The sequence below is a fragment of the Nocardia sp. NPDC003693 genome (assembly GCF_053981095.1).
In genome coordinates, this window is sequence record NZ_JBSFNO010000009.1 from 92,775 (window position 1) to 110,871 (window position 18,097).

General features: G+C 70.8%; 18 protein-coding genes. 9 read left to right on the forward strand and 9 right to left on the reverse strand.

What is annotated here, in order from left to right; genetic code table 11:
* Positions 1 to 104: 104 nt before the first annotated feature.
* Complete coding sequence (locus ACWDOP_RS13070; RefSeq protein ID WP_456345223.1) at positions 105 to 815, forward strand: hypothetical protein; 711 nt, start codon at positions 105 to 107, stop codon at positions 813 to 815.
* A gap of 61 nt (positions 816 to 876) precedes the next feature.
* On the opposite strand, the gene zomB is transcribed toward ACWDOP_RS13070, so the two are convergent.
* From zomB to ACWDOP_RS13090, 4 genes are all read right to left on the reverse strand, one after another.
* Positions 877 to 2,847 carry a flagellar motor control protein ZomB gene (gene zomB, locus ACWDOP_RS13075; RefSeq protein ID WP_456345297.1) on the reverse strand — a complete coding sequence of 657 codons (1,971 nt, stop codon included), beginning with the start codon at positions 2,845 to 2,847 and terminating at the stop codon, positions 877 to 879.
* 38 nt (positions 2,848 to 2,885) lie between these two features.
* Positions 2,886 to 4,307: a glycosyltransferase 87 family protein gene (locus ACWDOP_RS13080; protein ID WP_456345224.1), complete on the reverse strand. Its 1,422-nt coding sequence runs from the start codon at positions 4,305 to 4,307 to the stop codon at positions 2,886 to 2,888.
* Between the two features lie 412 nt (positions 4,308 to 4,719).
* Positions 4,720 to 6,060 carry a hypothetical protein gene (locus ACWDOP_RS13085; RefSeq protein WP_456345225.1) on the reverse strand — a complete coding sequence of 447 codons (1,341 nt, stop codon included), beginning with the start codon at positions 6,058 to 6,060 and terminating at the stop codon, positions 4,720 to 4,722.
* Between the two features lie 4 nt (positions 6,061 to 6,064).
* Positions 6,065 to 7,138 carry a DUF3089 domain-containing protein gene (locus ACWDOP_RS13090; RefSeq protein ID WP_456345226.1) on the reverse strand — a complete coding sequence of 358 codons (1,074 nt, stop codon included), beginning with the start codon at positions 7,136 to 7,138 and terminating at the stop codon, positions 6,065 to 6,067.
* Between the two features lie 87 nt (positions 7,139 to 7,225).
* Here ACWDOP_RS13090 and ACWDOP_RS13095 point away from each other — a divergent pair, with 87 nt between their 5' ends.
* Positions 7,226 to 7,918 (forward strand): TetR family transcriptional regulator, encoded by a 693-nt coding sequence (locus tag ACWDOP_RS13095; protein ID WP_454208287.1) that lies wholly within the window; start codon positions 7,226 to 7,228, stop codon positions 7,916 to 7,918.
* Positions 7,919 to 8,132: 214 nt separating this feature from the next.
* Positions 8,133 to 8,966, forward strand: a complete 834-nt coding sequence (locus ACWDOP_RS13100; protein WP_456345298.1) for a DUF1295 domain-containing protein — start codon at positions 8,133 to 8,135, stop codon at positions 8,964 to 8,966.
* A gap of 3 nt (positions 8,967 to 8,969) precedes the next feature.
* On the opposite strand, the gene ACWDOP_RS13105 is transcribed toward ACWDOP_RS13100, so the two are convergent.
* From ACWDOP_RS13105 to ACWDOP_RS13125, 5 genes are all read right to left on the reverse strand, one after another.
* The gene (locus ACWDOP_RS13105) at positions 8,970 to 9,944 is read right to left on the reverse strand and encodes an alpha/beta hydrolase (protein WP_454208288.1); all 975 of its coding nucleotides are present in this window, start codon (positions 9,942 to 9,944) and stop codon (positions 8,970 to 8,972) included.
* Between the two features lie 144 nt (positions 9,945 to 10,088).
* Complete coding sequence (locus ACWDOP_RS13110) at positions 10,089 to 10,409, reverse strand: hypothetical protein (protein ID WP_454208289.1); 321 nt, start codon at positions 10,407 to 10,409, stop codon at positions 10,089 to 10,091.
* A gap of 173 nt (positions 10,410 to 10,582) precedes the next feature.
* Entirely contained in the window at positions 10,583 to 11,035 is a 453-nt protein-coding gene (locus ACWDOP_RS13115) for a DUF4259 domain-containing protein (RefSeq protein WP_456345227.1), read from the reverse strand.
* A gap of 108 nt (positions 11,036 to 11,143) precedes the next feature.
* Positions 11,144 to 11,638: a hypothetical protein gene (locus tag ACWDOP_RS13120; protein ID WP_456345228.1), complete on the reverse strand. Its 495-nt coding sequence runs from the start codon at positions 11,636 to 11,638 to the stop codon at positions 11,144 to 11,146.
* A 204-nt stretch (positions 11,639 to 11,842) separates the two neighbouring features.
* Entirely contained in the window at positions 11,843 to 12,649 is an 807-nt protein-coding gene (locus ACWDOP_RS13125; protein ID WP_454208292.1) for a GntR family transcriptional regulator, read from the reverse strand.
* 96 nt (positions 12,650 to 12,745) lie between these two features.
* Here ACWDOP_RS13125 and ACWDOP_RS13130 point away from each other — a divergent pair, with 96 nt between their 5' ends.
* From ACWDOP_RS13130 to ACWDOP_RS13155, 6 genes are all read left to right on the forward strand, one after another.
* On the forward strand, positions 12,746 to 13,861 hold the full coding sequence (locus ACWDOP_RS13130) for a TIGR03364 family FAD-dependent oxidoreductase (RefSeq protein ID WP_456345229.1): 1,116 nt from the start codon (positions 12,746 to 12,748) through the stop codon (positions 13,859 to 13,861).
* 71 nt (positions 13,862 to 13,932) lie between these two features.
* Positions 13,933 to 14,586: a phosphonatase-like hydrolase gene (locus ACWDOP_RS13135; protein WP_456345299.1), complete on the forward strand. Its 654-nt coding sequence runs from the start codon at positions 13,933 to 13,935 to the stop codon at positions 14,584 to 14,586.
* 85 nt (positions 14,587 to 14,671) lie between these two features.
* Positions 14,672 to 15,739 carry a 2-aminoethylphosphonate ABC transporter substrate-binding protein gene (locus ACWDOP_RS13140; RefSeq protein ID WP_456345230.1) on the forward strand — a complete coding sequence of 356 codons (1,068 nt, stop codon included), beginning with the start codon at positions 14,672 to 14,674 and terminating at the stop codon, positions 15,737 to 15,739.
* A 35-nt stretch (positions 15,740 to 15,774) separates the two neighbouring features.
* A complete protein-coding gene (locus tag ACWDOP_RS13145; protein WP_456345231.1) occupies positions 15,775 to 16,959 on the forward strand; it encodes an ABC transporter ATP-binding protein in 1,185 nt (394 codons plus the stop codon).
* The gene (locus tag ACWDOP_RS13150) at positions 16,956 to 17,201 is read left to right on the forward strand and encodes a hypothetical protein (protein ID WP_456345232.1); all 246 of its coding nucleotides are present in this window, start codon (positions 16,956 to 16,958) and stop codon (positions 17,199 to 17,201) included. The genes ACWDOP_RS13145 and ACWDOP_RS13150 overlap by 4 nt, the downstream gene beginning before the upstream one ends.
* Positions 17,198 to 18,094, forward strand: a complete 897-nt coding sequence (locus ACWDOP_RS13155) for a 2-aminoethylphosphonate ABC transporter permease subunit (protein ID WP_456345233.1) — start codon at positions 17,198 to 17,200, stop codon at positions 18,092 to 18,094. The genes ACWDOP_RS13150 and ACWDOP_RS13155 overlap by 4 nt, the downstream gene beginning before the upstream one ends.
* Positions 18,095 to 18,097 lie beyond the last annotated feature (3 nt).

Consider the following 18,097-nt stretch of genomic DNA (forward strand, 5'->3'; position numbering starts at 1 on the left):
CGGGGGCGCAGCGAGTACTGTCTGCTAGGGCCTCGCGGGGCCCTGGCAACGAACGCGTTGTCGACTACCCGGATCAAGGTTTGCGCACCGATCAGGAGAGTTCGATGAAGCTGCGCCGTGCACCGCTGATATTCGTCCCGGCCCTGTTGCTCGCGCTCCTGGTGAGCGGCACGGGCCACGCCGAGCCGGTCCTGCCCGCGCGCCCGTTCCACGTCCACAAGACCGGGTCGAGCCTGGAAGTGGCCATCGACAACGGCACCTTCGCCATGAACGGCGACCTGCTGGCGATCCTGAGCGGCGACGGCCGGGTCCTGGCCACGCTGCCGCTGCGCTTCCGGCTCGCGGACTTCCTGTTCCCCATCTCGGTGAAGATCGACGGCGGCACGGCCGTCATCACCCCCAGCCTGGACGTGTCCCAGGCGCTGTACCGCCCGGTGTCCGAACCGATCGACCAGCGCGCGGCGCAGGACCGGCTCAACGGCGATCTGATCGCGGGCGCCGGCATCGGACTGCTGGTCGGCACCACCACCGGCACGGTCGGCGGCTGTCTGCTCGGCGGGGGCATCGGCGCGATACTCGGCGGCCTGTCCACGGTGCTGGGCACCGCGATCGTCGGGCTGGGCGGGCTCGGGGTCGTCCTGGTGCCCGCGCGCGCGATCGTCGGCTGCGGCGGCGGAGCCCTGACCGGCGGCGTGATCGCGGCCGCGGCCGGTGCGGCGTTGAGCGCGGGCGGCGGAGCGATCTACTTCTACACCGTCCCGCCGCCGCCCTCGGCTCCCGATCACGGCCCCGGGGAGATCGCCACCGGCAACTGATGTCGTTCACGGCCGGCGCCCGCCGGAACCGGCGGCGCGGGCGCACCGCCGGTTCGTCCCGTCAGTTCGGGTAGTACGGTCCCGGGAACAGCGGTTCGGGCAGATCACAGCGCTGCAGCTCGTATTTGGCGATGCGCTCGATGCGCGTGCTCGCGAACCCGATGGCCTGGCGCAGATTGTTCCGGAAGCGCGTGAAGGTCAGCGGCGCCCGCGAGGACGCCAGCAGATCCTGGGTCTGCGGGCAGGACAGCGCCTTTCGCGCCTGTTCGACGTGCAGCACCCGGATGTGCGCGGCCATCCACGGATGCAGGGCCACCACGCCGGTGTCGGCGACCGCCCAGCTGGCGTCGAGGTTCTTGTCGTGGCCGATGCGCCCGTCGGTGAGCCGATCACTGTGCGCGGCAACCGGATACGCCAGTCCGACCGGATCGATGACGCGCACGTCCAGGGGCACGTTCATGCTCGACATGCCCAGATTCAGGAAGTAGACCGTGTGCCCGGTGCCGCCGGCGGGCACGGGCTCGGGCGGCGGGATGACGTACCAATAGGTCTGGTCGGGCAGGTTGATGGCCAGGCCGCCGTTCGGCGTCTCGGCGATGTCGTTCATCAGCGGCCGCATGCGCGGGAAGTCCAGGTAGTCCTCGGCGCGAATCGGGTGGTCGTGCCCGCTGAGCAGCACGTAGTAGATGCGCTCGTCCACGATGCCGCTGGCGCGGATCTCGGTGCCGGAGGTGATCGCGGTGGTGTTGGCCGCGAACAGCGCCCAGCCGATGGTGGCCGAGAGCGTCACCAGCGCGGTGGTCGCGGTCCAGTCGACCCGGCGGCGGCCGCCCGCGGTCGCGAGCCGGGGGCGCAGGGGCAGCACCATGACCGGCAGCAGCAGGCAGAACAGCTGGGGCAGCAGCATGCGGCCGTGCATGAAGTCACCGCCGACGCGAGTCTCGTAGACGGTCAGCACGATTCCACTGCCGACCATGAGCACGACGACCGCGGCGGGGCTGTGCAGGCGGCGGCCGAACGCACCGATCCTGGTCCGCAGCAGGTCTTTCCAATCGGTGGGCGCGGGACGCTCGACGCCCGGGCCGCGCGCCGCGCGCCGCTGCCACACCAGCGCACCGGCCCATCCGGCGAGCAGCACCAGCGGCAGCGCCAGCCAGTACGGCAGGGCCAGGTCGCCCAGATAGATCAGGCCCTGCTGCCATTTCGCGCCGCTCGCCTCCTTGGCCACGGCCGTGTTCGGGTAGGGCAGGCCGTAGTAGCCCATGCGCCAGATCTGATAGCCGACCGGAACCGCGCCGGCCACCGCCACCGTCGCCGCGCGGAACACCCACGGCCGCAACCGGGTTCGCGGCACCGGCGCGCAGAACAGCATCAGCAGCGCCAGTCCCCCGACCAGGGCCAGCTCCGGTCGCACGAGCGGGGCCAGACCCGCCCAGAACACCGTCGCGAAGAACGCCGCAGGCCGCACCGCCGCGGTCTGCGACCAGCGCAGCATGGACCACCACAGCACGGCCAGCCAGAACAGCACCAGGCAGCTCTCCAGGCCGGAACTGGCGTAGTCGCGGGCCGGCGGCAGCGCGATGTAGACCACCGCGCCGGCGGGCACGAGCAGCGCGGACGCCGATCCGCCCCAGAGCCTGGCCGCGCCGAGCATGGCGATGACCACGGCCGCGACGGACAGCGTGAGCGAAATGCCGAGCACGACGTATTCCAGGCGCAGTCCGGTCAGCCAGCTGAAGAACCACACGACGTACGTCCACGCCGCGCTGGTGTTGGTCTCGACGCGCTCGCTCATATTGAAGACGGGGCCGTTGCCCGCCAGCAGGTTGCGCACCGTGCGCAACACGATCAGGCCGTCGTCGGCGATCCAGCGGCGCTGCCAGGCCCCCGCGGCGAAAAGCACCGCCGTCAGCGCGATTCCGCCGATCAGCAGGGCCCGCGAGAGCACCGGCCGGTCGGCGGGCGCGGACGCGGGCGGCGGCGTCTCGCGCGGTTCGGGCGGCGGCGCCGGGGTCGCGGGGAGTTCCCGCAGAAGGGGTTCCACATCGATATCAGGCGAGATGGACAGCGTCACCTACGACTCCGATCCGGGACATGTGCGCGGGTAGTTGGGGCGGGACCGGCGACACCCGTGCGATTCCGGGACAGCAGCACGGAGGCCACGGTCAGGACGCACAGCAGCGGGTAGCAGCCGGCGTAGAACGGCACCGCGAGATAGGACCACCAGTCCGGGATGTCGTCGCGCGGCAGCATGAACAGGCCGATGCCGATGGGATGCGGGGACTCCGCGAGCGGCGGGCGGTCCGGATAGTTCCACCACCAGCAGAAGGCGATGGACAGCACGGTCGCCAGGGGTAGCAGGCCCCGGCGATCGGCGGCGGTGCGGGCGTGCTGCAGGGCGAGCACGGCCAGCGGCACGAACCACACCCAGTGGTGCCCCCAGGAGAACGGGGACGCGCACGCCGAGGTCATGCCGGTGATGGTGACCGCCAACAGGATTCGGCCGGTGCGGTGGGCCACGACGGCGGCGGCCAGGCCGAGCGCCACGACGGGTAGCGCGGCGGCCAGCCACATCCACGTCGGCGGGGTGTACACGGCCCACCCGGACGCCTCGGAGATGAATCCGTCGGCGTCCAGGAACCGGAGCAGTTGCGCGAGCAAGCCGTTGATCGACTGGTTGCCGGGCGAATCGACCGAGCCGACCCGTCCGGAGGTGGTCACCTGCGCACCCCAGTAGGTCCAGGAGTCGCGCGGGCGCGCGAGGAACCCGACGCCGACGGTCCCGGCGAAGGCCGCGGTCGCGACGGCGAGGGTGCGCCACTGCCGGGTGCACGCCAGGTACAGCAGGAAGAACGCCGGGGTCAGCTTGATGCCGGCGGCGACCCCGACCCCCAGCCCGCGCAGCCGGGCCGCGGGCGGGCGGGTGAGATCCCAGACGATCATCAGGACCAGGAACACGTTGATCTGCCCGAGCCAGATGGTCGAGCGCACGGGTTCCAGCGCGGTGCACAGCACGGCGAGCAGCACCGCGAACGCCCATGTCCGCGCGGTGTTCTCGTACCGCAGCACGCGCAGGCAGCGGGCGACGAGCGCGATCAGGGCAGCCATGATGGACAGCCACCAGATCACCTTGGCGGCGGTGAGCCCGAGCAGGGCCAGGGGGACGAAAGTAAGTGCCGCGAACGGGGTGTAGGTGAACTCCATCTCCCACACCACCGGGCCCTGATAGAGCGGGTTCCGGTCCAGCAGCGCCTGCCCGCCCGCGCGGTAGACCTGCATGTCCAGGTCGCAGCTGAACAGGCCGTAGTACGGATTGCCCAGGGGCAGCGCGAAGACGTGCCAGACCAGTACGCCCACCGCCAGGACCGCGCAGACGGCCAGCACGGGGTCGGCCACCGCGCGGGCGGCCGTCGATGTCCCGCGCGGGGCGGAATCCGCGGCGACCGGGTGGGCGATCGCGGGCTCGGTGCTGTTCACGGGGGCGGCGCTCACCGTCGTCTCCTGTTCGGCAGAACTGTTGCGTCGATCAGGGCGAGGGCCGGAAACGATTCGCCCGTACTGATATGCGGCCGGGATGGAAATCGACCGGGCAAAGAATGGGGGTATTTCAGCCGAAGCGAATACTAGCGGCATCGATACCCCCTTCGAAGCCACGAAACACCCCAAAAGCGGCTTACCGGACAGGATTTCGGAATCAATTCGGCGAATTCGATGGCGACAGCACGCCGAAGCCACAAAAGCGACAGGGCCGCACCCCCGAGCGGAGTTGCGGCCCTGAAGAAAAAGGCGGACGGCGGGATTCCCACGCCGGACAAATGGGTACTCGAATTGCCTTGCGCCCGCGCACTGTCCGGCGCTGCGCTTTTCTCGCTGGTCAGACGGTATTCACGCGAGTGAAACGGCGTCAATTACCGCCGCAGCCGGTCGCTTCGAAATCCGCGACGGTCCGGTAGTACTCGCCGCCGGGATAGTACGGGCCCATTCCCGCCGCTTCGGAGCCGCGCGTGAGGTTCTGAATCGCCTCGGCGAAGTCCGGATCGGGAATCATGTTGCGCACCATCAGCACCGACTGCGGCAGCGCGCCCGCGGGCAGCCAGGCGATGCCGCATTCGAGGCGGGCATTCGCCGGACGCCGCGGCCCGGTCGAGACGGCGATCGTGTAGAAGCCGTGCGCGTCAACGGGAATCTGCTCGTCGTACAAGCACTGATACACCGCCGTCGACCACGGATTGTTCGAGCACACCGACCAATACCGCACCTGGCCCGCGCCCATGCGGGCGGTGCCGTCCAGGGTGCGCGGCGCGGTCGGCGCCTTGCCGCGCAGGACCAGGACCTCGCCCAGGCCGGTGTCCATGGTGGTGGCGATGTATTTGTTGTCCGGATTGTCGAAGAAGCCACCCGCGGCGCCGAGGCGTTCGGTCACCTCCTGCACCCGGGGCAGCACGGTGTCACCGGTGATCTCGTTGCCGAACAGCAGGCCCGCGATAGCGGTGGGCAGATTGGTGAATTTGGACCAGCTCGGCGGATTGGTGCCGAACAGGCCGACCGCCGGTGTGTCGAACAGGGACGCACCGGTGCCGGGATCGGTTGGCGGCTGCGGATATCCGGCGGGCGCGCACGCGGGCGCCGGGGTGCGCCGCCCGTCGGCCGCCACCAGGGTCACCGCGGGCAGGGGTACGCCGCCCGCGAGATCGGCGCCGGTGTCGGGCAGGTACACGCGGATCAGGAACAGCGCGCCGTTCTCCGCGGTCGAGCGGGCGCCGTCGGAGCTGGTGGTGTACAGCGTGTTCGCCGGGCGGCCGGTCTCCGGGGCGCGGCCGTCGACGAGCCGGACCGTGTAGGAACGGCTTTCGGCGGTGCGGTCGGCGCCGGGCAGGAAGGGGTTGGCCGATCCGGCGTCGGGAACGATGGCCTGGTCGTTGAGGCCGTCGACCGAGGTGGAGGTACGACTGTAGGTGGCCATCGACAGGTACCGGGCGTGCGGGAACTGCCCGCTGATTTCGATGTACCCGCCCTGCGGGACGGGCATGTTCGAGCCCCAGTAGGTGGCGCCGGTGTCGGGATAGGCGATGTTCACCCGGTCCGGTCCGGCCTGGAATCCCCACGCGCACGAGGTATTCGGGCCGAGCAGTATGTTGCCGGCCGGGGCGGCCGTACCGGCGCCCGCGAGTATCGTCGTCGCGCCCGCCAGCACGGTCGAGGCCAGCGCGAGCCGCGCGGCCCGGCCGCGGAATCCGTCGAGCATGTCGTTATTCCTCGTTGTCCAGATAGGTGCGCGCCTGCGCGGCGACGATATCGACGAGATCGGGTTGCGCGAGATTCACATCCCACAGGTGCAGACCCCACGTGGGATCGGGGACGACCGGCAGCGCGGTCGCCGCGGGCGCGCCGGTGCCGGGACCGCCGCCGTCGATCATGAGCACGTGCGGCCCGTCGCCGGTGGTGCAGGATCCGGTGTAGGCCCGCACCTGAAGACCACCGACCGAACTGCGCAGCGTCCGATCGGAACGGCCGGTGAGCGGCCCCGGATCGATGCACAGCACCTCGTAGTCCGGTCCGAAGACGAAACGTCCACGGGTGCCGGAGGTTCCGGCCTCGGTGGGCGCGAATCCGTAGCGGGTCCCGGGCGGCGGGGTGACCGCGAAGGCCGAATAGGCGATGACGCAGCCGATCTGGGCGGGGGCGGTGCACCCCGGGACGGAGTCGAAGTCGCCGCCGGTCAGCTCGCCCCGGCGCACCAGCACGTTGCTGCCCGGCACGATCGCCGAGATCAGCTGCCGCTGCGCCGGCTGCCCGTCGATCCGATTGCGGATCAGCGCGCGCAGCATGGTCGACCCCTGCGAATGCCCGATCAGTACGACGCCGCGACCGTTGTTGTGGTGCGCGAGGTAGTCCTGCCAGGCGCTCTCGAGACTGTCGTAGGCCACGTCGAGCGCCGCCGATCGCGCGGGGCCCGGCGAGTTCTGCAGGCCGCGCAGCGTGCTCTGCCGGTACACCGGAGCCCAGACGTTGCAGGCCGCCCCGAACGGCTCGGCCTGCTGCCGCGCGATGAACCGCTGCTCGGGTCCGGGTGTCAGATCGGCGTTGTCCCCGGCCTGCGTCGAGATGGTCGGGTACACGTAGAAGCAGTCGACGGGCGCGTCCGACCGGCCCCCGCAGGGGTCCTCCGCCTGCCCCGGGCGGCACAGCCACACCGTCTCCGGCTCGGCGGCGCGGGCCGCCGACACCGGCACGATGCCCAGGGCCGCGGCCAGCAGTGCCATGGTCACGGCGATCTCGGCGCGGGCGGGCCGCCGCCGGGCCGGACTCGTCTTCGAGCGCATGCGCGGAATCTAGCAGGCCACCGCAGTGTCCGGCGGTGCAGCGCGCGGCTGTCGAAAGGCTCGGGATAACGCGGTTACCCTTGCGGGGTGGTTCGAGAGCAAGAGTCGGAGGTGACGGCCCGCATCCTCGCGGTCGTGCAGGAACTACTGGCCGCCGACGGCTACAACGGCGTGCAGTTGCGCACGGTCGCCGCCCGGGCGCACGTCTCGCTCACGCGCATCTACAAGCTGTTCCCCACGCGGGACGATCTGATCCTGGTCGCGCTCGAGCGGTGGATGGCCGAGCACTCCTACGCCGAGGTCGAGTTGCCCGCGCCCGACGAGTCGGTGCGCGACGCGCTGAACCGCGTGCTGCACTGCGTGTTCGAACCGTGGGAGCGCAATCCGCGGATGCTCGAGGTGTACCACCACGCGCGCTCGGGGCCCGGTGGCCAGCGCCTGGACGAGCAGGGCCTGGCGGCCGTCATGCCGGTCGCGGTGCACGCGCTGCGCGACCTCGATCCGGAGTACATCCAGGATCTGGCGATCATCCTCACCAATATGGTGCTGTCGCTGATCAGCCGATTCGCCACCGGCACACTGGAAATCACCGGCATCCTGCCGATTCTCGAGCGCACCGTCTACCGCCTCACCGCCGACAACGAGACCGCCAGCCGCCAGCGCACCCCGAATTCCGGGGACGGTCCGGTCACCGCGTCGCTGGCCGACATCTCCGAGAGTCTGGTGCAGCCGGTCACCCGGCCGGGCGCCGAACCGCCGCGGGGCGCGGCCCGGGCGTGAGCCGCGCGGCCGATCGCGCACCCGCCCGGCCCGAGTGAAACGTGTTACATTTTTGACCCCGCGGCCGAGGCCCGGGCGGTTCACGCTCGGGCTCGGGGCGCGGCCGGTAGGAGGTGACGGGTCGGTGCGGTCCCGGGACGATGGTTCGCCGTCGATCAGAAGCAAGTCGTCCTCACTACTGCTCGTCACCGCGTCGTACGTGGTGGCGATAGCGGTGGCCGGGGCGTGGCTGGCCTGGGGGCCGGGCACCGATCGCCCGCTGCTCGACGTGCTGATCGCGGACGTGCTGGCCACCCTGGTGATATTCGGATTCAGCCGGGCATACCGCAATTCGAGCTTCTACGACGCCTACTGGAGCGTCATCCCGCCGCTGATGCTGGTGTACTGGTGGGCCGGGAGCGAGCCGGGCGTGGATCAGCTGCGCTGCTGGCTGATCGCGACGGTGATGCTGCTGTGGGCGGTGCGGCTCACCGGGAACTGGGTGTACGCCTTTCCCGGTCTGCACCACGAGGATTGGCGCTATCCGATGCTGCGCGAGCGGGCCGGGCGCTTCGGCTTCCTGGCCGATCTGGTCGCGATTCACCTGGTGCCCACCGGCCAGGTGTTCCTGGGCATGATTCCGGTGTACGTGGCCGTGACCCGGCCGGGCGAGAGCGTGACCTGGCTGCTGTGGGTGGCCTTCGCGCTCGGAATTGCCGCGGTGGCACTGGAATTGGTCGCGGACACCCAGATGCACCGGTTCGTCGCGCGCCGCGCGCCGGGCCAGGCGATGGACACCGGGCTGTGGAGCTGGTCGCGGCATCCGAACTACTTCGGCGAAGTGAGCTTCTGGACGTCCATGGCGCTGTTCGGGGTGGCCGCCGCGCCGGGTGACGCGTGGTGGTTGTTCGTCGGGGCGCTGGCGATGCTGGCCATGTTCCTGGGCGCGAGCATCCCGATGATGGAGCAGCGCAGTCTGGCGCGGCGGCCGGAGTACCAGGACGTGATCGACCGAGTGTCGAAGTTCTTCCCGCGCCCGCCGCGTCCGCGCGTCCCGGCCCGGGGGTAGCGCTCAGACGCCGAGCGCGGCGGCGAACACCGGCCAGGAATCGTGCAGGTCGTCCTGCCAGTACGGCCAGGCGTGCGTCCCGGACCGAAAGACCGTGGTGGCCGGAATACCCAGGGCCGCAAGGCGACCGGTGAGCGAGAGGGTGCAGTCGCGCACGACGCTCTCCATGGCGCCGCCGACCAGCATCCGGTCGGCCAGGCGGGCGACGTCGCCGCCGATGGACGGATCCGCGAGGGTGTCGTGCACGCCCGGCGCGCCATTGCCCGCCGAGATGTACAGGGCCGTACCGCGCAGGCGCTCGGCGTTGACGACCGCGTCGTTGGCGACCCAGGCCGGATCGTCGGGCGACCACATGTTGTCCGGGTTCGCGCCGAACAGGCGCAGCGAGGAGCGCACGACCGCGCGGGCGAAGGGGTCGTTGGTGCGCGGGCAGCCGCTGAACGCGCCGACCGCGCTGAAGTGGCCGGGCGCGGCCAGGGCCAGGGCCAGCGCCGAGGACGCCGACATGGAGATGCCGGCGACGGCGTTGCGCCCGTTCAGTCCGAAGCGGTCGCCGAGCACCGCGGGCAGTTCGTCGAGCAGGAAGCTCGACCACTTGTTACGGCCCAGCGCCGGATCGTCGACCGCCCAGTCGGTGTACTGCGAGGCACGGCCGCCGATGGGCTGGATCACCGTGACCGGCTTGTCGGCGAAGAAGTACGCGGCGTCGGTGCGATTGGTCCACGGCCCGCCGGACTCGCCGCCGTCGATGGCGTTGAGCAGGTACAGCGCGGGCGCGGAGCCACCCGCGTGCGAAATCCACACCGGCACGGTGCGATCCATGGCCGCGGAGTAGACGGTGGCCTCGTACTGGCGGCCGCCGAGGGGGCGCACGTCCAGGAGCGCGGGCGCACCGCCCGGGGCGGCGGTCGCCACCCCGGGCACAAGTACGGCTATCGCGGCGAGCAGGACGAGCAGACAGAGCGAGGGCCGACGCATGAGGCGATTATTCCCCGGCAGCGGCCCGGATTCCGGTAGCAGCGCGCGGTGTCGCCGCACGGAATCCACACGGCGGACCGGTGGTTCGGCTAACGGGTGGCGACGGTCGGTTCATCTGCGGGGGCGGGTCCGCCCGGCGGGAACTCAGGGGGTGAGCAGGTGGTTGGGGCAGTAGGTCATGATGTCGATCTCGGTGGCGGTCATGCCGTTGATGCCGACGTTGGTGCCCGGGTGCATCCGGTCGAAGGCGATGAGCACGCCCTTGCGGCCGGGGTTGCGCTCGATGTCGGCACAGGTCTTGCGCCCCAGCTTGATCGAGAGCTGTTTGAAGGCATCGGACTGGTTCTGATCACCCATCAGCAGCAGCCGCAGTTCGTCCTGCGGCGCGTACGCGTGGGCCTGCACGGAACCGGCCAGCGACAGGGCGGCGGCGGCGATGCCGACCGCGACGATCCGACGAAACACGTGAACCCGCCTTCCATCTCCACTGATACCCGGCCGCTATGACCGGTGCCCGGAATCTACCGGCCCGATCCCCCCGAACCGGGGATTGCGACCGGCCCCGCACGGGATCAGACCGAAAAGTCCGCAATGCCGGTGCCCGCCGCGACGGGCGGGCGCCGGCACGCGCCCGGGCGCTACAGCGGCAGGGCGGAGCGGTGGGCCTCGGCGGCGGGCAGCAGGACCCCGCGCAGCTCGGCGATGCCGGCGAAGACCTCGTCGGGACTGTCGGCGTCCGCGTCGGTCCACAGCTCGAACCACTCCGAGTCCTCGCCGACCACCCGGGTCAGGGCCCGAATCGCCAGGGCGGCAATGTCGTCGGTGAAGGTGATGGCGCCGCCCTCGACCAGGAAGGCGGGGGCGTAGTGCGAGGTGATCGGCGTGCCGCCGGGCAGGGTCGAGGCCACGATGGCGGCGGCCGCGACGGCCGCGGACGCCGCGTGGTCGTCCAGGTAACCGGTGGTCTCGGCGGTCACCGTCAGCGCCCGGCGCACCAGTTCGGCCCGCTGCGCGGGGTCCGCGTCCTGGAGCGCGCCGCACCAGTCGGCGGCGCTGTCGTTGTCGAACGGCCCGGTGTCCCAGGTACCCATCAGCATCCTTTCGTCGGTACCGGCACCGTACGCACTCGGGCCGACAAAACTCGGCACCGGCACGGAAGTTCTTTCGGCCGAGCAGGATTCGCGGGTGAGCGGGCGCGGCTACGGCGCGAGCATGCGGGGCGGGTACGGCTGCAGGTCGATCGTCGCCACCAGGTCGCCGTAGGGGGCGGTGCCGTGCGAGAAGCGATGACCGATGCGGGCCAGGGTCGAGCGGAGACCGTGTTTCGTGCGGACGCTCTCGTTCAGGCGGGCCGCCCAGTTGTCGTCGCGGACGATGCGGACGATGCCGTAGTGCTGACGACTGCCGAGCGCGGGTCTACCGCGCCAGTCCCCGGCCTGAATCACCACCCGGCGGTCGCGAGCGAGCTGCTCGGACTCGATGTCGTAGGAGGAGAGCAGAAAGTTCAGCCGGCCGTACTCGGCGGGCAGGACCAGGTGTGGCGTCGTGGCGATGCGGTTCGGCGCGATCGGGCGGGTTACCAGCACCGACAGCGCGTTCCACCACATCGCTCCGGGTTGTGCCGCCGCGTTGGCGGCGGGCAGGGTGTTTCCGCGTAGATTCACGGCGGCCGTCGGCGCGGGGCGCATGGTCACGGTAGATCTCCAAACTCGTTGTTCTTCAGTACCTTTCGAACCCAAGCCCGGAAATGGGCAGGCGGGAAGAACAACCTCGGACGCCCCCGCGCCGATGAGTGAGCGCCGCAATTGTCCCGATCTCGAGGTTAGCCTCGCTTACGAATCCGTGCCACGACCGACACGACGCGGCCCCGGGACCAGCGATAACGATCGGCGCACCCGTCAATCAGTCAGCGTGGCCTGGAACGCGATGCGGTCGCCGCGGTAGAGCGAGCGCACATGTTCGATGGCGATCCCCTCGGCGTCGACGCTGCGGCGATGCAGCAGCAGCATCGGCAGCGCGGTGGTGCACTCGAGCAGCGCGGCCTCGCGCGGGGAGGCCAGCACCGTCTGAATGCGTTCGGTGGCGCCGGCGTAGACGACGCCCATGGCCCGGGTCGCCGCGTACAGCGAGGTCTGCGGGTCGTAGCCGGCCCGCAACGGGGCGAACCGCGGCAGCGGCATGAAGGTGGACTCGAGGCCGATGCGCTCGCCGTCGGCCAGCAGCACGCGCTCGAGATGCATGACCCGCGTGCCCGGCGCGAGGCCCAGGGCCGCCGCGGTATCGGAATCGGCGGGTTCGTCGGTCCAGCCGACCAGTTCGCGCCCGGGCGTGCGGCCGAACTCGAGCGCGCCCTCGGTATAGGAGCGCAGGGACAGCGGCTGCACCATCTTCGGACGCGAGACCACCGTGCCCCGGCCCTGACGGCGAACGCGCCCCTCCACCAGCAACTCTCGCACCGCCTGGCGCACGGTTTCCCGCGCCACCCCGCACCGCAGCGCCAGCTCGCGCTCGGACGGGAGCGGATCGCCCTCGCCCAGTTCGCCCAGCAGCGATTCGAGTTCGGTGCGCACCCGGTACGACTTGGGCAGGCGCGCCTCGGCGTTCGCGGACGATGCGAGGGAAGACGCTGGGCCGGAAGCTGTTTCGCCGGGGGCACGGCGACCGGTCCGCGGGCCGCCCACCCCGGCAACCTCGGTTGTGTCCATGCGCCCAGCATACAGATGATTGGTCTATACCAATTGTTTACCCAGCGTTATCCCACGAAACACTCCTAGGTCTAGACCATTGGCCACGATGAGCCCATGCGATTGGTGATTATCGGCGGCGGCATCCTCGGCACCGCCCACGCGCTCGCCGCCATCCGGCGCGGGCACCGGGTCGTACAGCTCGAGCGCGAGGTCGAGGCCCGCGGCGCGACCGTGCGCAACTTCGGCCTGGTCTGGGTCTCCGGGCGCAGCGCGAACGAACTCGACCTCACCCTGCGCTCGCGGCAGCTGTGGGAGGAGATCGGCGGGCGGGTGCCGGGCGTCGGCTTCCGCGCCACCGGGTCCCTGACCCTGGTGCGCACCGAACACGAACTGGCGGTCGCCGAGGCCGCGGCCGCGAGCCCGGCCGCCGCGGACCGCGGATTCGAACTGCTCGACGCCGACCGGGTGCGCGCGCTGAACCCCGCGCTGCGCGGCAAATTCCTTGCCGGACTGCACTGTTCGACCGACGCCGCGGTCGAGTCCCGGCAGGCGCTACCCGCGCTGCGCCGCTACATGGAAGCCACCGAGCGGTACAGCTTCTTCGCCGGCGCCGAAGCGCGCACCATCACCGGCGGCACGGTGATCGACGATCGCGGCCGTCGGCACGAGGGCGATCTCGTGCTCGTCTGCCCCGGCGCCGCGCACTCCGGACTGACCCGCGAACTCGTGGGCGACATCCCGGTCCGCCGCGTGCGGCTGCAGATGATGCAGACGACCCCGCTCGGCGAACCGCTGCCCACCGCCGTGGCCGACGGCGACAGCTTCCGCTACTACCCCGCCTTCGCGGGCGCGGACCTCGATCGCCTGAATCTCGAACAGGCGCAGCCGTTCACCGCCGCCCAGCACAAGATGCAGCTGCTCATGGTGCAGCGCCTGCACGGCGGGCTCACCATCGGCGACACCCACGAGTACGACGAACCGTTCGCCTTCGACGTGGACGAGGCGCCGTACGAGCACCTGATCTCGGTGTCCGAGGAACTGCTCGGCCGCAAGCTGCCGCAGGTGGTGCGCCGCTGGGCGGGCGTGTACAGCCAGTCCATCGATCCCGGCGCGATCGTGACCCGCGCACAGGCGAGCGAGTCCGTCTGGGTGATCACCGGGCCGGGCGGGCGCGGCATGACCCTCGGTCCCGCGCTCGGCGAACAAACCGCCGACCTGCTGCATCTGTGACCACTCACCGACCACGACCCGACAGGGGAATCATCTTGTCCGACAAGCGTATCGACCTCGCCGTGCTGGATATGGCGGGCACCACCGTCGCCGACGACGGGCTGGTGGAGCGCGCCTTCGAGGCCGCGGTCACCGCCGCGGGCATCCCGGCGCAAGGCCCCGAGCGCGAGGCCGCCCGCGCGTTCGTCCTGGACACCATGGGGCAGTCCAAGATCTGGTGCTTCCGCACGCTGCTCGGCGACGAGGACCTGGCGCAGACCGCGAACCGCGCCTTCGAGGCGGCGTACACCGAACTCGCCGAAGAAGCCGGTGTCGCACCGATTCCCGGCGCGGCCGAGGCCATCGCCGAACTGCGCGCGGCGGGCGTGAAGGTCGCTCTGACCACGGGCTTCAGTCGCGACACCCAGGACCGGCTGTTGCGCGCGCTGGACTGGACCGAGATCGCCGATCTGACCCTGGCGCCCTCCGACGCCGGACGCGGCCGCCCGTACCCCGACCTGGTGCTCACCGCGGTGCTGCGCCTGGAGATCGACGCCGTGGATCGCGTTGCGGTACTGGGCGATACGACCAGCGACATCGCCACCGGCCTGGCCGCCGGCGCGCGGATCGTCGCGGGCACGCTCACCGGCGCGCACGGGGAGGAACAGCTGCGCGGCGCGGGCGCGACCCACGTGCTGGCGTCGGTCGCCGACTTCGCGCGCCTGGTCCTGGACCAGCGGGCCTGATCCCGAAGACCCCCCGCGTTCCCGGACGCGGGGTTCACCCCATCCCTTCGACTCGCCTCCCCTCGAACCGAAAGTTGTAGTCACCGTGCGTAATACGAACAACCGCCTCGCACGCACCCTCGCCCGCACCGCTCTCGTCCTCACCTCGGCCACCGCGCTCGCGTTCGGGCTGACCGCCTGCGGCGGCACCGGCACCGACGCCGGCGACGGCAAGACCGTCACCGTGTACTCCGCCGACGGCGTCGGCGACTGGTACAAGAACCAGTTCGCGAAGTTCAAGGACCAGACCGGCATCGCGGTCAATCTGGTGGAGGCGGGCTCGGGTGAGGTCGTCAACCGGGTCGACAAGGAGCAGTCCAACCCGCAGGCCGACGTGATCGTCACCCTGCCGCCGTTCATGCAGAAGGCCGACAAGCAGGGCCTGCTCGAAGCCAGTGGCGTGGACACCGCCGCCTTCCCGGCCGCGGACAAGGACGCGAACGGCAAGTGGGTCACCCTGGCGGGCAACTACCTCTGCTTCATCGCCAACCCGTCGGTCGACGCGGCCAAGCTGACCTGGGACGACCTGCTGAAGCCCGAGTACCAGGGCAAGCTGCAGTACTCCACCCCCGGCCAGGCCGGCGACGGCACCGCCGTGCTGATCCTGCTGCAGCAGCTCTACGGCAAGCAGGGCGCGCTGGACTACCTGACCAAGCTGCAGGTCAACAACGTCGGACCGTCCTCCTCGACCGGCAAGCTGCAGGCCAAGGTCGACAAGGGCGAGATCCTCATCGCCAACGGCGACATCCAGATGAACCTGGCGACCGTGAAGGAGAAGGGCTCCAAGTTCAGCGTGTTCTTCCCGGCCGCGGCCGACGGCAAGGCCAGCACCGTGGCGCTGCCGTACCTGATCGGCCTGGCCAAGGGCGCCCCGCACAGCGCCGAGGGCAAGCAGCTCATGGAGTTCCTGCTCTCGGCCGAGGTGCAGAAGACCCTGCCCGCGGCGAACGCGGTGTCCGCGCGCACCGACGCCAAGGACGCGCCCGCCGCGGGCAACGGCCCCTCCCCCGCCGCGCTGGTCAAGAACGTCGAGATCGTGCGCCCGGACTGGAACCAGGTCCTGACCGATCTCGACGCCGACATCGCGGCGTACACGAAGGCCACCGGCAGCTGAGTTTCCCGATCCCGCAGAGCCCAGGAGCAGCAACCATGTCCTCCGCGTTGACGACATCCACGGCGACGGCGACCACCGCCGGCGAGCCGGCCATCGTGTTCGACCGGGTCGGGGTCACCTACCGTCGCGGTCGCACGACCACCGTCGCACTGGCCGATTTCACCCTGCGCGTCGCCGCGGGGGAAACGGTTGCGCTGCTGGGACCCAGCGGGTCCGGCAAGTCCACCGCGCTCAAGGCGCTGGCCGGGTTCGTCCGGCCCACCTCGGGCGCGGTGCGGCTGGCCGGGCGCGAGGTCACCAACCTCTCCCCCGCCAAACGCGGCATCGGGGTGGTGGTGCAGTCCTACGCGCTGTTCCCGCACATGCGGGTCAGCGAGAACGTGGCCTTCGGGCTGAAGGCACATCGGGTGCCGCGCAAGGAGATCGGCGCGCGGGTGACCGAGGCGCTGGAGATGGTCGGCATGGGCGCGTACGCCGCGCGACTGCCGCGCGAACTCTCGGGCGGACAGCAGCAGCGGGTGGCCATCGCCCGCGCGCTGGCCATCCGGCCGAAGGTGCTGCTGCTCGACGAGCCGCTCGCGGCGCTGGACGCGCAACTGCGCCAGTCCATGCTCGGCGAGCTGCAGCAGTTGCGAAAGGCGTTGCCAGACACGGCGATGCTGTACGTGACTCACGATCAGTCCGAGGCGCTGGCGCTGGCCGACCGGATCGCGGTCATGCGCGATGCCCGGCTGGTCGACATCGACACCGCCCGCAATCTGTGGCGACAGCCCGCGACCGAGTTCACCGCCTCGTTCCTGGGCGGCGCGAACCTGTTGCCCTGCACCGTGAATCATGTGTCGGGGACCGCGGCGCTGGTCACCGTCGGTACGCACACGCTGCGGGCGGAGGCCCCGTTGCCGGGTATCGGGCGGCCGGACTGGGCGCCGGACGCGCGGGCGCAGTTGTGCGTTCGCCCGCACACGGTACGGATCGTGCCGCTGACGGAGCGAGATGCCCTGCGCGGCACGGTGACGACCACCGTGTGGAAGGGCGCGGTGACCCGGCTGCACCTGTCGGTTCCCGGGATTCCCGGGGAGCTGATCGCCGAGACGCCGGGGCACACCGAACTGGTGGCCGGTGATCACGTGGGTGTTCGCTTCCCCGATCCGGCGGGTGTGCTCATTCCGCCGGGCATCGGGACCGACGCGGCCGCCGACGATCCCGAGGTGCGGGCATGAGTGCCGCACTGCCGCAACGGCATCGCGTGGATGCCGGCGAGGTGCTCGGGCTCGCCGGGCCGGAGATGACGGTGCTGTCCGGCGCGGCCGGGCCATCGCACCGGATCGCGGCGACCGGGCCGGCGTCATCGGGCTCGGCCACGGCTGCGGACGCACCGGCCGCGCTCCGGTCCGACGCTCTCGACGGGTGGGCGGACCTCTTCTCGACCGTGGCGGCCGTGCGCGACAGGAGGCGGGCATGACCGTGCTACTCGAAACACCGCCCGCACCAGCGGATCCGGAGCCGCCCGCGCGGCGGCGCGCCCTGCGATCCGTCGCCTGGACGCTGCCGCCCGTGCTGGTGGTGCTGCTCATCGCGGCCTACCCGATCTGCCGGGTGCTGTGGGAATCGACCGCGACCGCGGACGGCGGGCGCGGCCTCGGAACCTGGACCGGCGTGCTGGCCGAGTCCTCGTTCCGGAACGCGCTGTGGCGCACCGTGTCCGTCGCGGTGTGCTCGACCATCGGCTGCCTGATCCTGGGCACGTTCCTGGCGATCGTGCTGGCGTTCATCCCCTTTCCGGGATCGCAGCTGGTGGGCAGGCTCATCGACACCGTACTGACGCTGCCGTCGTTCCTGGTCACGCTGGCGTTCACGTTCCTGTACGGCACCGCTGGCGCGGTGAACGCGTTCATCTCCCGGCTCACCGGGAATTCCGAACCGGCGCTGAACTTCCTGAGCACGCCGTGGGGCATCATCCTCGCCGAGATCACCTTCTTCACCCCGTTCGTGGTGCGGCCGCTGCTGGCGGCGTTCGCGCAGCTCTCGCGCGAGCAGCTGGACGTGGCGGCGAGCCTGGGCGCGTCGCCGTGGCGGGTGCTGCGCTCGGTGGTCCTGCCCGAGGCGTGGCCCGCGCTGGCCGCGGGCGGCAGCCTGGTGTTGCTGTTGACGCTCAACGAGTTCGGCATCGTGCTGTTCACCGGCGCCAAGGGCGTGATCACGCTGCCCGCGCTGATCTACACGCGCGGCATCGTCACCTTCGATCTGCCGGGCGCCGCGGTGCTGGCGTCGGTGCAGGTGCTGCTGTCACTGAGCCTGTACCTGGGGTACCGGCTACTGTTCGCCCGCCTGACCGGAACCCGTGGGGAGAGCTGAATC

Coding starts and splice junctions, on each gene's coding strand:
- ACWDOP_RS13130 (WP_456345229.1), top strand. CDS start 12,746: ATGCGATTGGTGATTATCGGCGGCGGCATCCTCGGCACCGCCCACGCG.
- ACWDOP_RS13125 (WP_454208292.1), bottom strand. CDS start 12,649: ATGGACACAACCGAGGTTGCCGGGGTGGGCGGCCCGCGGACCGGTCGC.
- ACWDOP_RS13115 (WP_456345227.1), bottom strand. CDS start 11,035: ATGGGTACCTGGGACACCGGGCCGTTCGACAACGACAGCGCCGCCGAC.
- ACWDOP_RS13150 (WP_456345232.1), top strand. CDS start 16,956: ATGAGTGCCGCACTGCCGCAACGGCATCGCGTGGATGCCGGCGAGGTG.
- ACWDOP_RS13145 (WP_456345231.1), top strand. CDS start 15,775: ATGTCCTCCGCGTTGACGACATCCACGGCGACGGCGACCACCGCCGGC.
- ACWDOP_RS13135 (WP_456345299.1), top strand. CDS start 13,933: ATGGCGGGCACCACCGTCGCCGACGACGGGCTGGTGGAGCGCGCCTTC.
- ACWDOP_RS13105 (WP_454208288.1), bottom strand. CDS start 9,944: ATGCGTCGGCCCTCGCTCTGTCTGCTCGTCCTGCTCGCCGCGATAGCC.
- ACWDOP_RS13085 (WP_456345225.1), bottom strand. CDS start 6,060: ATGCTCGACGGATTCCGCGGCCGGGCCGCGCGGCTCGCGCTGGCCTCG.
- ACWDOP_RS13070 (WP_456345223.1), top strand. CDS start 105: ATGAAGCTGCGCCGTGCACCGCTGATATTCGTCCCGGCCCTGTTGCTC.
- ACWDOP_RS13090 (WP_456345226.1), bottom strand. CDS start 7,138: ATGCGCTCGAAGACGAGTCCGGCCCGGCGGCGGCCCGCCCGCGCCGAG.
- ACWDOP_RS13155 (WP_456345233.1), top strand. CDS start 17,198: ATGACCGTGCTACTCGAAACACCGCCCGCACCAGCGGATCCGGAGCCG.